The organism is Mesorhizobium sp. M0772 (assembly GCF_040320135.1).
Classification (GTDB): domain Bacteria; phylum Pseudomonadota; class Alphaproteobacteria; order Rhizobiales; family Rhizobiaceae; genus Mesorhizobium.
The window spans coordinates 48,348-62,153 of sequence record NZ_JAMYPB010000038.1 but is presented as its reverse complement, the minus strand read 5'-3'; the positions used below and the strand labels follow the sequence as shown (position 1 = coordinate 62,153).

At 59.4% G+C, this 13,806-nt stretch carries 9 protein-coding genes and 2 pseudogenes; 5 read left to right on the top strand and 6 right to left on the bottom strand.

Annotated features, from left to right (window positions below; translation table 11 throughout):
• Nucleotides 1-390, bottom strand: a pseudogene (locus tag NKI06_RS22430) (transposase); the annotation flags it as partial.
• An 84-nt stretch (nt 391-474) separates the two neighbouring features.
• Between NKI06_RS22430 and NKI06_RS22425 the strand changes: the two are divergent.
• Both NKI06_RS22425 and NKI06_RS22420 read left to right on the top strand, forming a co-directional pair.
• Nucleotides 475-911 (top strand): annotated as a pseudogene (locus tag NKI06_RS22425) (E2 ligase fold family C protein); the annotation flags it as partial.
• Nucleotides 885-1,916 (top strand): ThiF family adenylyltransferase, encoded by a 1,032-nt coding sequence (locus NKI06_RS22420; protein WP_352671544.1) that lies wholly within the window; start codon nt 885-887, stop codon nt 1,914-1,916. The pseudogene NKI06_RS22425 and the gene NKI06_RS22420, both read left to right, overlap by 27 nt.
• A 315-nt stretch (nt 1,917-2,231) precedes the next feature.
• Here the strand turns inward: NKI06_RS22420 and NKI06_RS22415 are convergent, their stop codons facing one another.
• Both NKI06_RS22415 and NKI06_RS22410 read right to left on the bottom strand, forming a co-directional pair.
• Nucleotides 2,232-3,647, bottom strand: a complete 1,416-nt coding sequence (locus NKI06_RS22415; RefSeq protein WP_023697836.1) for a mannose-1-phosphate guanylyltransferase/mannose-6-phosphate isomerase — start codon at nt 3,645-3,647, stop codon at nt 2,232-2,234.
• A gap of 240 nt (nt 3,648-3,887) precedes the next feature.
• Nucleotides 3,888-4,874 (bottom strand): nodulation protein NodZ, encoded by a 987-nt coding sequence (locus NKI06_RS22410; protein ID WP_352987194.1) that lies wholly within the window; start codon nt 4,872-4,874, stop codon nt 3,888-3,890.
• Nucleotides 4,875-5,871: 997 nt separating this feature from the next.
• Here NKI06_RS22410 and gmd point away from each other — a divergent pair.
• The 3 genes from gmd to NKI06_RS22395 all read left to right on the top strand — a co-directional run bounded on the left by gmd (nt 5,872) and on the right by NKI06_RS22395 (nt 9,658).
• Entirely contained in the window at nt 5,872-6,942 is a 1,071-nt protein-coding gene (gmd, locus tag NKI06_RS22405; RefSeq protein WP_023672397.1) for a GDP-mannose 4,6-dehydratase, read from the top strand.
• The gene (gene fcl / locus NKI06_RS22400) at nt 6,942-7,886 is read left to right on the top strand and encodes a GDP-L-fucose synthase (RefSeq protein ID WP_023697834.1); all 945 of its coding nucleotides are present in this window, start codon (nt 6,942-6,944) and stop codon (nt 7,884-7,886) included. The genes gmd and fcl overlap by 1 nt, the downstream gene beginning before the upstream one ends.
• Nucleotides 7,887-8,236: 350 nt before the next feature.
• Nucleotides 8,237-9,658, top strand: a complete 1,422-nt coding sequence (locus tag NKI06_RS22395; RefSeq protein WP_352987191.1) for a phosphomannomutase — start codon at nt 8,237-8,239, stop codon at nt 9,656-9,658.
• A 169-nt stretch (nt 9,659-9,827) separates the two neighbouring features.
• Here the strand turns inward: NKI06_RS22395 and NKI06_RS22390 are convergent, their stop codons facing one another.
• Genes NKI06_RS22390 through NKI06_RS22380 form a run of 3 tightly spaced genes read right to left on the bottom strand, consistent with a single transcriptional unit; the run spans nt 9,828 to nt 13,724 of the window.
• Nucleotides 9,828-12,224, bottom strand: coding sequence for a transketolase (locus NKI06_RS22390; protein ID WP_023697832.1), 2,397 nt, complete (start codon nt 12,222-12,224; stop codon nt 9,828-9,830).
• Nucleotides 12,225-12,275: 51 nt separating this feature from the next.
• Nucleotides 12,276-13,226 carry a PDR/VanB family oxidoreductase gene (locus NKI06_RS22385; RefSeq protein WP_023697831.1) on the bottom strand — a complete coding sequence of 317 codons (951 nt, stop codon included), beginning with the start codon at nt 13,224-13,226 and terminating at the stop codon, nt 12,276-12,278.
• A 6-nt stretch (nt 13,227-13,232) separates the two neighbouring features.
• The gene (locus NKI06_RS22380) at nt 13,233-13,724 is read right to left on the bottom strand and encodes an MOSC domain-containing protein (protein ID WP_023704114.1); all 492 of its coding nucleotides are present in this window, start codon (nt 13,722-13,724) and stop codon (nt 13,233-13,235) included.
• Nucleotides 13,725-13,806: the final 82 nt, after the last annotated feature.

The following is a 13,806-nucleotide window of genomic DNA, read 5'->3' as shown; positions in this document are numbered from 1 at the left end:
CCGACCGCGATCAGCACCGCCTGGCTCATGACAACACCGGCTTCACGCACCTTCTCGTAGCGCGCATCGAGGATGAGGTAAGGAAACGGCTCTTGAAGGGGGCGCCTGGCAAAGGCAGCGAGGCTCTCGTCCAGCCGCTTGTTGATGGCCGAGATCGACGAAGCCGAGAAGGCATGGCCGCACAGTTCTTCCGTGATCGCCTTCACCTTGCGGGTCGACACGCCCTGCACGAACATCTCGGCCAGGCGTCGCCACCAAGGCCCGCTCGGAACGCTGGTAGCGCTCGAACAGCTCGGTGGAGAAGCGCCCGGCACGGTCTTGCGGAACCCGCAGCTCGAGCTTGCCGACGCGCGTCACAAGGGTGCGGCCGTAATAGCCCGCGCGGTCGCCGCCAATCGACTTGACGCGAAGGCGAACTGGGATGAGTTCCCATCCGCGGCACTAAGGCGGATGATCACGATAACGGGTTGAACGATGGCACTCGCTAACTTCATTGACCGCGCCGCCACGGCAGCTTCTCAGGTGCTGGCCGACTTTCATCTATGCGACTTCAAAGCAGCCCTCGGAAAGCAGGTTGTGGCTGTGGCCTTCGACAGCCAAGCCGCTTCGTGTGCAGAGGGCCAGGCGACGCTTGACCTTACGGTCAGGTTGCTTGCCAGACTGTATCCGGTTCTGGCCATACTCCCCCTGGATATGGCCGCGAGCTCTCAAGCCCAAGCGCTCGAGCGCTTGGCAAAGTCGATCAATCCAAAATCAGCATCCGGCGTTCCGGCAAGTATGCGACGGTCTGTGTAGCTGCAGGCGCGGTGCACCCATCACTTCGGTGCCCAATGTTTTTCATGGGATCCCAGGGTTGGGCGGCAAAGCTGTCGCGTACGGACCCGGTGAGCTCTGGCTCGAGCTTGCTGCCCTATGGAGCTGGCGCCGCAAGCTGCTTCGCCGCGGCCAACGTCTTTCGAACCATCTTTGCTTCCCAGCTGACCGGCGCCGAGCTGGACGAGAACATCGACCTCTCTTTATGCACCTACAACAAGAGCAACGCCGGCGATTCCAGCCCCTTAAACTTCCCTGTCGACCTTGGCGAAACGCACCTCGTTGGGCTCGGCGCGATAGGCCATGGCTCGCTCTGGGCGCTGGCGAGGCAATCCGGTCTGTCGGGGCGCCTGCATGTAGTTGATCACGAAGCTATCGAACTCTCAAACCTGCAGCGCTACGTGTTGGCAGGTCAGGCGGAGGTCGGCCTCTCTAAGGCGGCCCTCGCAACCAACGCCCTTCGGGCCACCGCCCTTGAAGTCGAGGCGCACCCTATGAAGTGGGCAGAATATGTTGCGCGCCGGGGCGACTGGGTATTCGACCGAGTGGGTGCGGCGCTTGACACCGCCGCCGACCGTCTAGCTGTCCAAGGTGCTCTGCCTCGATGGATCGCGAACGCCTGGACTCAGGAGCAAGATCTAGGCATCTCGCGGCATGGTTTCGATGACGGCCAGGCTTGCCTTTGCTGCATGTACATGCCGACCGGCAAATCCAAGGACGAACACCAACTGGTCGCGGAGGAACTCGGAATGCCGGAAGCACACGATGAGGTAAAAACGCTCCTGCAGACCAATACCGGAGTCCCCAATGAGTTCGTAGCTCGGGTGGCTACGGCGATGGCTGTGCCGTTTGAGCCGCTCGCCGCGTTTGTTGGCCAGCCCCTCCGTTCTTTTTATCAGCAGGCTATCTGCGGCGGTCTGGTGTTCCAGCTTAGCGAAGGAAGTCGTCTCGTTCGAACTGTGGTTCCGATGGCCTTTCAATCAGCGCTTGCCGGGATCATGCTTGCCGCAGACCTGGTCAAGCATAGTGCGGGTTTTCCGATGAGTCCGACGACCAGCACTCGCGTGAATCTACTGCGCCCCCCTTGGTTCTCACCTCCATGATCCGAAAGCCAAAGATTCCAGCGGCCGCTGCATCTGCAGCGATGAGGATTTCGTTGCCGCCTACAGGCTGAAATACGGCTGTGCCGTTGAACAGCTGAGCAACTGGTCCGGCTAAGAAAGATCTGAAGTCTTCGTTGCCGCGGACGGCGCGCTGTCAAGCGCTCACCGATGTTTTCGACCACGATCGAGTGCCTCATGAGAGTGCGGGGCGGATAACATGACACGCTCGGCCCGCTGCTTGCCAATGTCAGGCCCAGAACCCACGACAGAGATCCTTGAGCGACGGCTCGTCGTTTAAGGTTTTTGTACTGCTATCTACGTTCGACCATATTCGTCGTCGAAGCGAACGATATCATCTTCGGCGAGATAATCACCGCTCTGCACTTCAATGATCACCAGGTCAATTCTGCCTGGGTTCTCGAGCCGATGCTTATGGCCGCAGGGGATGTAAGTAGATTCGTTTGTCCCTAGGAACAACTCCTGCTCGCCATTGACGATCTTGGCGGAGCCGCTGACCACGACCCAGTGCTCCGAACGATGATAGTGCATCTGCAGGCTCAACTGGCGACCGGGCTTCACCTCGATGCGTTTGATCTTGAAGCGCTCGCCTTCCTCCAGAACCGTAAAGGTACCCCAGGGCCGGTGTACCGTGCTATGGACCAGATGGGCTTCATGTCCCGAAGCCTTGAGGCTCTCGAAGAGCTTCTTAACGTCCTGAACGCGGTCGCGGGATGTGACAAGCAAAGCGTCCGGGGAATCAACGATCACCAGATCGCTTACGCCCACCGTGCCGATGACGCGCTTGTCGGAGCTCACATAGGTGCCGGTCGTGTCGACCATGTGCACATCGCCGTGTATCCTGTTCCCGCTTTCGTCGGGGGCGATTAAATCGGCCATTGCGTTCCAAGATCCGATGTCGTTCCAATCCATGTGGCAGGGAATCACGGCAAGTCTGTTAGTCTTCTCCATGACAGCGTGGTCGAGCGAGATTCGCGGCGCGGAGCCGAAATGCTCAGGCGCGAGTTCGATTTTGGCAAAGCCTTGGCATTGACTGGCGCGGGCGTTCTGGTAGCTGTCGGCGACGGCCTGGAGCACCTCGGGACAATGCAAAACCATCTCGTCAAGCATGGTTTGCGCACTGAAGCAAAAGATACCGGCGTTCCAGAAGAAGCGTTGAGACGCGACATAGGCTTTGGCTGTATCCAGATCCGGTTTTTCAACGAAACGGACGACGTTCTCACCATCTGCTTCGATGTAGCCGAATGCCGTGTCCGGTCTGGTTGGGGTGATGCCCAATGTGGCGATCCGCCCGAGCTTCGCATGTTCCATGGCCAGGCCCATGACGTCTAGAAACGCTGGCAGGTTGCTAATCAGGTGATCGGCCGGGAAAACGCACAGGATCGCGTCAGGGCCTTGCGTTGCCCTCGCATGGATCGCGGCTGCAGCCACGGCGGCGGCCGTATCCCGAGCTTCGGGCTCGAGCAGAAACGTGCGTGGCAGGACCACGGAATCCAGTTCGTCAAATTCGTCCTTGGTCAGGAAGAGGTGTTCCCCGGATGTCACAGCGACGAGTTCCACGACACCTTCTATCGAAGCGGCGCGCAGCACAGTCTGCTGAATGAGAGAATATCCATCCGCCACTTTGAGGAAAGGTTTGGGGTGCGATTGCCTTGAGGCGGGCCATAGCCGCGATCCGGCTCCGCCGCTGATGATCACGGGAATGACTTTCATAACCAACCTCAATTTCGTCTCTGGAGTGATCGCCCGCGTTGTTTCGAGCGTCAGCGTCACGATCGCCGTCGCTCTGGCTTGTCTGCGGCCCCGGCGTAACAGCGAAGTTCTGGTGCGTTGCAGGCGGCGTCAGATGACGACGCTATCGGTAATGTACGACGCCTCCACTGGCGTCGGTGAGAAATGCGCATTCAACTATGCCTGTTGGTTGCGTCTGCCGAATTGCGCAGGTCGCGGGTCTTAACTGAGATCAGAGACTTGGCTGCCTTCTATCAAAGTCAAACGACTTGGCTCTTTCAGATCGAATTCAATTACCCGTGGTGCGAATAGACGTGCATATCGTGTAAAGGCGCTCGTCGGGGGAAACCGAATTACGGTATCGCAGCGCCCGAGAAGATACATCTCAACGAGGGCGGAAATTCCGCCGTCAATCCCGAGTGCTGCAGTGTGTAAGGGGCCACCTTGATTGGATCCGAAGTGCTTCGGGACAGTGAGCAGATCGGGAAACCTGGCCGACAGAAGATCCAGTATCCGCGCGCTGTCCGTGCATAAGAACAGCCGCACAGGCCTAGGGTGCGGTAACGCCTTAGCGTTGTCAATTGCAGCGCACACTTGCCCAACGGCGAGCTCCGGATCGGCCCAGTAGGGCGCATGCTCCATGATGTCTTCACCGTTACCGTGCCGAACATGAATCCCGATGATGCTGTGCCCCTCAAAACATTCCTGATAAATGGCATCTATGCGGGCTTGAATTTCTGGCCGAGGCTGGACACTCTGGAACACCTGCCGCTCTGCATCCTCATCGCACCGCCACATCAGACAAGCGTCACACACTACTGTGTTCGCTTCGACATCGTGTTCGGCCTGAAAGAGCTCGCCCAACTCATCGCGCTCTTGGAAAATCTGCTCATCTGGCCGGTAAAGGCACTCGATCGCCGGCCTGTTCCACCACTCCGGGAAGAATGGACCAGGGAAGGAAACGTCGTTGATCCGGTCGTCGGAAATAGCCGGCACCCCAGCGATGTCATTGATCGGCTGGAAGAACACCGGAAACGCATTTGTGAAGGGTTGGTCGAGGTAGCAGGCCCCCCGCCAGTCGATGGCTAGAGTTCGTCCCGACCGCTGCGCGTAGCGCCAAGCGGCCGCCAACGACCACAGACAATCACCGAACCCCGTACGCCTCCGAGAGACGACGAACCGGCGCTTTTCCAATCCACTAACATGCATTTTCGGAAATCTCGTTTCGGAGAGGAGGTTGCATCCGGTTTGGAATCCTTAGTCGACACTAGTAGACCCTGACGCCGGGCCCTTGGCAGAGGCCGGGCCATAGGGCAGAAGAGCTCACTCAGCACTGCCCACTAATCCCGTGACGCTCGCAAAGCTTGAAGCCGATGCCCTCGCTTGGGGTTGCCCTCGCTTCCGGTTCAGCCTTCTCTACTGGGCCTCCGCCGCATATGTAAAATCTATTGAGTGGATGCCGGCCATCCATGTGTTGGATGCCATGATGAAGGGGCTCGGCTGACGCGGGCCCGGTCAATAGAGCCGAAAGAGCCGGAAACGCTACGACACTGCCTGCCGAAGCGAATCATTCCGTCGACGCCGTACGCCAAGGGTGCAAGGCTGCATACAGCAACCGGTACCGGGCGAGATGAGGTGGACGGCTCGACGCGCCTGGAACCAGCTGATCGACAGAATCCGCAGTCGGCTCCCAAAGTTCTGCACGACCTGTGCCGGATGCTGTGGTGACGGCTCGCGGCCACGAACTTTGTCCTCGCCCCGAACGGAAGCTCGCGCTACGACTCCGGGCCGGCGATGCGCCCCCGCTGCTCGCTCAGACCATCCATTCTGTGGATGCACTTTATCCAAACAATCGATTTCACGGATCCAAACAATTCCCATTAGAAGACGCTGAAGCAAGAAAGAAAGGCGTCCTCACTCGCTAATAGAAGAGCAAATCAGCTGCAAGGTGCTGGGAGTACATGTCGCTCAGGGCGTGAGCTGAGCGGCACTCAGACCGCATGTACGAGTCCGACAGGTTAGCGGCGCGACTCTATTTTTGCTCGTGACTCTAAGCAGAGCAGGTGTGCTCGGCTGGCGGACCGTCAATGACGATCTTCGCGCCGCACCTTGTCGAAGTGCTCCATAGGGCACCGGGCGGGCCGCACATTGTGTCGGCGTGGCGAGCCGGAGCCGAAACTTTAAACTTTAATAGAGCAGGAATAGAATGGGTGATAGCAGGAAAGTTGCTCTTATTACGGGCATAACTGGACAGGATGGTGCCTATCTTGCCCGTCTTCTTCTCAAAAAAGACTACATCGTTCATGGGATTAAGCGACGTTCCTCTTCCTTCAACACCGGTCGTATCGAAGACCTCTACCAAGACCCGCACGAATCCGATCCGCGCTTAATCTTGCATTACGGTGATCTCACTGATTCGACTAACCTCATCCGCGTGGTTCAGGAATCTCAGCCAGACGAAATTTACAACTTGGCTGCTCAGAGCCATGTCCAGGTGTCGTTCGAAACACCTGAGTACACAGCAAACGCGGACGGTATCGGTACATTGCGACTTCTTGAGGCGATTCGCCTCCTCGGTCTGACGGACAAGACCCGCTTCTATCAAGCCTCGACGTCAGAGCTATACGGCCTCGTGCAGTCCGTACCGCAGAACGAAACGACGCCCTTTTATCCGCGCAGCCCTTACGCCGCCGCCAAGCTCTACGCCTACTGGATGGTCGTCAATTATCGCGAGGGCTATGGTATGCACGCCTCCAACGGCATTCTTTTTAATCACGAAAGCCCCCTTCGTGGCGAAACTTTTGTGACGCGCAAGATCACCCGCGCTGCCGCTGCTATTTACCTGGGCAAGCAGGACAAGCTTTATCTCGGCAATCTCGATGCTCAACGCGATTGGGGCCATGCGCGTGAGTACGTGCGAGGTATGTGGATGATGATGCAGCAGGATCAACCGGATGATTACGTGCTGGCTACGGGCAAAACGACTCCTGTCCGCCAATTCGTCGAGTGGGCTTTCGAAGATGTCGGCGTCGAGATCGAATGGCGTGGCAAGGGTGTCGACGAAAAGGGCTATGATCTAGCGAGCGGCAGATGCCTAGTCCAAGTGGACCCACGCTACTTCCGCCCCACGGAAGTCGATCTTCTCCTGGGTGACGCTACCAAGGCGAAGGAGAAGCTCGGCTGGGTGCATGAGATATCCGTGCGCGACCTTGCTGCGGAAATGGTCCGCGAAGACCTGAAGGTCATGCAGACATCTGTAGTCATGAAGGAAGCGTAATGTATGATCTGAACGGAAAAACCGTGTGGGTCGCTGGCCATAAAGGTATGGTGGGCAGCGCTGTTGTACGCCGCCTCGCGTCCGAAGACTGCAAAGTTGTGGCCGCCCCTCGGGGAGAGCTAGATCTTAAGCGACAGACCGAAGTTGAAAACTTCGTGGCAGTGATGAAACCGGACGCTATCGTCATGGCGGCGGCAAAGGTAGGCGGCATTCTCGCGAACGCCACCTATCCGGTCGACTTTCTTTACGACAATCTGATGATCGAGGCCAATATCTTCGCGGCAGCCCACGAAAACAATGTCGACCGCGTCCTCTTCCTCGGCTCGTCTTGCATCTATCCGAAGATGGCACCACAGCCCATTCCTGAAAGCGCGCTTTTGACCGGGCCACTAGAGCGCACCAACGAATGCTACGCCGTCGCCAAGATCACCGGCATCAAAATGGCTCAAGCCTATCGCGAGCAATATGGCCGCGATTACATCTCCGCTATGCCGACGAATCTCTACGGGCCAGGCGACAATTATGACTTGCAGTCAGGCCACGTCGTCCCAGCGCTGATCCGGAAAGCGCATGAAGCTAAGCTCATAAGTGATAAGCAAATCACCATCTGGGGCACGGGCACACCACGTCGGGAATTCATGCACGTCGACGACTGCGCCGACGCATTAGTCTTCCTTCTGAAGAACTACTCTGACCATGAGCACGTCAATCTCGGCTGCGGACAGGACATCACGATCCTAGAGCTGACAAGAGTGATCTGCCGTGTAGTCGGATTTACTGGGGAGATTGCGCATGATCACTCTAGACCTGACGGTACACCGCGAAAGCTGATGAGCGTCGACAAGCTGCGCACTTTGGGATGGGCAGCAAAGATCACTCTCATGGAAGGCATCGAGAGTGCCTATCATGCATTTCTGAACGGGAGCTACACCGAACGGCGATAAATAAAAGGATTTGCTGCGCCTCAGGCCTGTACGCGCTTTCGGGACCCAGAGCTAATGTGGACTGAGACAATCACTCGATGGCGAGCGCTCATGTGAGCCAGCCGCGAGGAGCCCTGCCGGATCTCAAGCCCATCCGCTCCAACCTCGTCGCCATGAAGGTCACGGTGCGCTGCCCACGACGACGCCGACCGCGCCAATCCTCACAAGGGTAACCGTACAGAACCGAACGCGTCTACGCTAACGGAATGTACTTCTTGTTCTCGTCCGAGGAATCTGTCGATGGGCATTCCGGACGAGCTAAGGTTTGAGCATGTCACCTTTAAAAACCAGTTAGCAACGTCGGATTTGGTATGAAATTCGGAACAAGTGGATTACGGGGCCTAGCGACAGAATTGGCAGGGGCCGCCTCTGCCCTATATGCAACGGCATTCGCGACATTCCTGCTGGAATCCGGCCTGGCCAGAATTGGCGACGAGATACTCATAGGGCGCGACTTTCGCGCCTCGAGTCCGGCCATCGCCGCCGTCTGTGCGGCGGCACTGTCGGCGCTCGGCTTCATCGTAGTCGATTGCGGCGCAGTCCCCACCCCTGCCCTGGCACTGTATGCTCAGGCGCGTAAGAGTGGTTGTTTGATGATCACAGGCTCGCACATTCCGGCCGACCGTAATGGAATAAAATTCTATCGACCCGACGGTGAGATCGACAAAGGTGATGAGCGGGAGATAACGCGCATCGCCTTGCAGTTGGAGAAGCGCGGATACGTCCTTGAAGGTGCTGTTGCACGTCGGCAGCACCGGGAGGCCGAATGCAAGGCTTTTTTCATGGCGCGCAATCGAAAGCTTATGGAGAATAATGCTCTAAAGGGCTTAACGGTGGGCGTATATCAGCACAGCACAGTCGCGCGCGATCTCTTGGTTGACATTCTCTCATGTCACTGTGCGACGGTCGTAACCCTGGGACGTTCGGAAGGTTTCATTCCTGTCGACACTGAAGCGGTCTCTGACGAGACTGCTCAACAGTTCAAGCTCTGGGCCAAAGAGCATCGGCTTGATGCGGTCGTCTCGGCAGATGGCGATGGTGACCGCCCACTGGTAGCTGACGACCACGGAGACCCCCTTCGCGGTGATTTGTTAGGCCTGATTTCGGCGAACTTCCTGCAAGCGAAGGCAGTCGTCACGCCGGTCACATCAAACTCTGGTATCGAGACCGCAGGTTCTTTTAAAGTCGTGCGTACCAAGGTTGGATCGCCATTTGTTATTGCTGCCATGCTCGATTTGGTTGCGTCGGGTCACGAGCGCGTGGTTGGTTTCGAAGCAAACGGTGGTTTATTGACAGGCACGGACTTTGACCCGAACGGAACTAAACTGCCGGCGCTACCTACACGCGACAGTTTTCTCCCCATCCTCGCGGCACTTTCCCTTGTTAATACAAGTGGGCAGCCACTGTCGGAGATTGGCAGTTCCTTTCAATTGCCGGCGGCGGCGGCGGATCGCTTGGAAAATTTTTCCGTCGAAAGCAGCACTCGCCTCATGACATACCTTCGTACAGCGGAAACTAACATCGCCGCCTTCGTCGGGTCGATTGGAGTGGTAAGCAAGGTTAGCGATGTTGACGGACTTCGTATCACTCTCGCGGATAAGCGTGTCTTGCATTTGCGTCCATCCGGAAATGCCCCGGAAATGCGGTGCTACGTCGAAGCCGAAAATCGGGAGGATGCGGAGCTTTTGCTCCGGACTGGATTGGATCGAATTCGTAATTGGGCGCAAGGCTAAATAAAAGCCGCATCCCTGCGTATTCCCAGGTGACCCTGGGGGTCGCACAAGCTACTCAAGCGCGATCAGAACGTCCACAGTGTCCCGGCCCTGTCCGCTTTGAAGCGAACCGGAACGCCCGTGGAAACAGCCGATCCGTACCAGCCACGGAGCATCCGGTCGCTCATGGTCAAGGCAGCGCCTTGCGGTAGCGAACAGCCGGTCCCGCACTGACCGCCTGCGCCGCATGTACGATGGCGTTGGTGTCCAGGCCGTGGTGACGGTATAGGTCCGCAATAGTCCCCGTCTGGCCGAACTGCTCGACCCCGAGCGCCTTCACGCGATGCCCGTTAACCCCACCGAGCCACGCGAGCGTCGCCGGGTGGCCGTCGATCACGGTGACAATGCCGCAGTCACGCGATAGCGGCGCGAGCAGCCGCTCGATATGACTCAGGGCGCCAATCGCGCCACGCTGCCGGGCACGTTCCGCCGCCTGCCAGCCCGCATTAAGCCGGTCCGCGGAGGTGATCGCGAGCAGCCCGACATCGCGCCGGTCCTCCGCCAGAAGACCCGTCGCGGCAATCGCCTCCGACGCGACGACGCCTTGATAAGCAATGACGACACTCGCGTTGGGCCCAGGCGGACGCAGCCAATAGGCGCCATTGACGATGTCCCGCGCGAGCGCCGGGTTCATGTCGCGCAGCGGCTGCTCGAGCGGCCGGGTTGACAGGCGAAGATAGACCGATCCTCCGGTCTGATCACGCAGCCACGTCATCTCATCCGGATCCCCCTCGCCATTACGTTGCATGTAATCGAAGGCAAAGCGCATGATCACGGACAGTTCGTCGACGAAGGCCGGTTCGAAGGCGCAAAGCCCATCCTGCGCCATGCCGATCAATGGGGTGCCGATCGACTGGTGTGCTCCGCCCTCGGGCGCTAGCGTCACGCCCGAGGGCGTTGCGACCAGCATGAAGCGCGCATCCTGATAGCAGGCGTAGTTTAGCTGGTCGGCCGATCGGTAGATGAAGGGATCATAGACTGTCCCGATCGGCAGCAGGCGCACGCCATTGATCGAGTGCGAGAGACCGAGTGCCCCGAGCATGATCATCAGGTTCGACTCGGCGATCCCGAGCTCGAGGTGCTGCCCCTTCGGCCCAAATTCCCAGGTAAAGGTCGACGGAATGCGTTCGGCCTTGAAGGTGTCCGCCATGCTCTCCCGGGCGAAAAGGCCGCGCCGGTTGACCCAGCCACCGAGATTGGTCGAGACCGTCACATCGGGCGAGGTGGTGACAATGCGGTCGGCAAGCAGACTGCGCTCGCGTGCGATGTCGTTCAGGATCTGGCCGAACCCCATCTGGGTCGAGAGCGGCTTGCCGGGCTGCCCCGGTGACGGAAGGGTTTCAGGCACCGGCACCGACGGCGCAGACAGCCTCCTACGCCCCTCACTGAAGAACGGCGCCTTTGCGAAGAAGGCGTCAAGTTCCGCTTCCGGCAAGGTGGCGGCCGCCCATTTGTCCCACTCCTCACCCCGCTTTACGCCCATTTGCAGGCGGTAGTCTTCCATCTGCGTGGGCGTCATCTGCCCCGCGTGGTTGTCCTTGTGTCCGGCAAGCGGCAGACCGTAGCCCTTGATGGTGTAACAGATGAAGCAGACGGGACGGTCATGCCTGGACGCCGCCTCGAAGGCTTCGAGGAGGCTCGGCATGTCATGCCCGCCAAGGTTCGTCATCAACGCCTGCAACTCGTCGTCGGAGCGGCGTTCGATCAGAGTGGTGACCGGCCCTTGGTCTCCGATCTCGTCGAGCAGCCGCTTGCGCCAGGCAGCACCCCCTTGGAAGGTCAGCGCCGAATAGAGCTGGTTCGGACAGCGCTCTATCCACTCGAGCAGCTTCTCGCCCCCCGGCTCGGCAAAGGCAGCCTCTTGCAGAGCGCCGTGGCGCAGGACCATCACGTCCCAGCCGAAGTTGCGAAAAATCTGCTCGAAACGCTGCCAGAGGCCCTCCCGGATCACGGCGTCGAGCGACTGGCGATTGTAGTCGACCACCCACCAGCAGTTCCTGAGCCCGTGCTTCCAGCCTTCGATCAGGGCCTCGTAGATGTTGCCCTCGTCCATCTCGGCGTCGCCGATCAGGCTGACCATTCGGCCCTCGGCACGCTCCTTCATCCAGCCGTGACCCGAGACGTAGTCCTGCACCAGCGACGAGAACAGCGTCTGAGCAACGCCGAGACCCACCGACCCGGTCGAGAAGTCGACATCGTCGACATCCTTCGTCCGCGAAGGGTAGCTCTGCGCGCCCTTGTAGCCGCGGAAGTTCATGAGCTTTTCGGGGGTCTGGTTGCCCGCCAGATACTGAAGTGCATGGAAGATCGGCGCCGCATGGGGTTTGACCGCCACCCGATCCTGCGGGCGCAGGACCGAACCGTAGAGCGCGGTCATGATGGTACTCAGCGACGCGGACGAGGCCTGATGCCCCCCGACCTTGATCTCATCGCCCTCGCGGACGTGGTTGGCGTGGTGGATCGTCCAGGCTGCGAGCCAGGAGACGCAGCGCTCGATCTCGTTCAGATATTCCAGTTTCCTCGTCATTCAGTTTCCCGCAAATCAGCTGCCGGTCTCACAGGACCCCCGCCCAAATGGTCAAAGATCGAGTTTCAACACACCTGTCGCGCGCGACACACAGGGGATGAAGCGGTGGCCGCGTGCCTCCTTGGACAGGACGGCATCCCGATGGATCGGCTGTCCCGCCAGCATTGCGCATTCGCAGGTCCCGCACACCCCGTTCTCACACGAGGCCATCAACGGCACACCGGCCGCACGCAAGGCGGCCAGTGCCGTGGTCTCAGCCGAAACCTCAACCACCCTGCCCTCAGCCAGTTCTATGACGAACGGTTCCGGTGGCGCGCCATCAAACTCGGGAGGCTGGAAAGTTTCGAAATGAACAGTACCCTCGGGCCAGTGTTGAGCCGCGCGCCCCACAACCGCCATGAAGCCAGGCGGTCCGCAGTAGTATGTCTGCGCGTCGTCCGAACGGTTCGCCAGCAGCGCGGCGATGTTCTGCCGGGTCTGAGGCTCGTCGTCGAAATGGATCCGCACATTGCCGCCAGGAAGATCGCTCCCGATCGCCGCCAAGAGTGGCGTGAGCGCCCGGCTGCGGGTGAAATAGTGCAACTCGAAGGGCTTGGCCTGCCGGGTGAGCGCGCGCGCCATGGCCAGAATCGGGGTGATCCCGATTCCCCCTGCCAGCAGCAAAGTCGGCCCCTCGCCTGGCTTGAGCGCAAAATGGTTGCGTGGCGCGGAGACAGGCAGTGTGGAGCCGACGGCAATGGTTTCGTGGATCCACGCCGAGCCGCCACGGCCGTCATTCTCGCGCTTCACCGCGATGGTGTAGCGGCCAAGCTCGGTCGGGTCGCCGCAAAGTGAATACTGACGCACCTTCCCTTCAGGCAGATGGACGTCGACGTGAGAACCCGCTTCGAACGCCGGCAGCACAGGTTTGCGTGGGTGTTTCAGGTCGATGACCAGCACGTCGCCCGGCTCCTTGCGGGCGGCGGTCACGGTCAGCTTCATGATGATGCGCGGCGAGGCCATGGCGTTTCACTCGTCGATGGGCAAGATCAGATCACCGGGGCGGATCACGCCCCCGACCTCGATTGTGCAGTTCAGGCCGGAGCGGTTCAGAAGCCCCTCGTAGAGACCCGGAAGCCCGAGCAACTCCTCGATATACTTGCACGGCACATTCATCCGGGCGGCCCTGAGAATCGTTTCCCCGACCCGGAAGCGTTTGCCGACAAGATGGCTAAGCGGAACGCCTCGTGTCGTCAGATTGCGCCGGTGATCTTCGGGTGCGAGCTTGGCCTTGAAGCCCGGAATTCTGGGTTCGCCCTGGGCGATGGCGTCCAAGACTTCAGCTTCGATCAGCGTCACTTCGCGAACGTCAGGACGCGCGGAATAGGTCCCCGTCCCCAGGTAGTAGCGGTCTCCGACAACGCCTTGGCCGGCAATAAGCTGCGCCTGCGCCAGCTCCTCCATTTCATAGGAGGCGGCAGGCGCGATATGGACGTGAAGCAGCTTTCCTCGCCAGGTCATCATCGCTCTCGGAAATTCGTCCGTGGAAACCTGCTGCAAAACTGGCCTGATCAACAGCGCCAGTTGCATGGCATTTTCCCGG

Coding starts and splice junctions, on each gene's coding strand:
- NKI06_RS22395 (WP_352987191.1), top strand. CDS start 8,237: ATGAAATTCGGAACAAGTGGATTACGGGGCCTAGCGACAGAATTGGCA.
- NKI06_RS22380 (WP_023704114.1), bottom strand. CDS start 13,724: ATGACCTGGCGAGGAAAGCTGCTTCACGTCCATATCGCGCCTGCCGCC.
- NKI06_RS22385 (WP_023697831.1), bottom strand. CDS start 13,226: ATGGCCTCGCCGCGCATCATCATGAAGCTGACCGTGACCGCCGCCCGC.
- fcl (WP_023697834.1), top strand. CDS start 6,942: ATGTATGATCTGAACGGAAAAACCGTGTGGGTCGCTGGCCATAAAGGT.
- NKI06_RS22390 (WP_023697832.1), bottom strand. CDS start 12,224: ATGACGAGGAAACTGGAATATCTGAACGAGATCGAGCGCTGCGTCTCC.
- NKI06_RS22410 (WP_352987194.1), bottom strand. CDS start 4,874: ATGCATGTTAGTGGATTGGAAAAGCGCCGGTTCGTCGTCTCTCGGAGG.
- gmd (WP_023672397.1), top strand. CDS start 5,872: ATGGGTGATAGCAGGAAAGTTGCTCTTATTACGGGCATAACTGGACAG.
- NKI06_RS22415 (WP_023697836.1), bottom strand. CDS start 3,647: ATGAAAGTCATTCCCGTGATCATCAGCGGCGGAGCCGGATCGCGGCTA.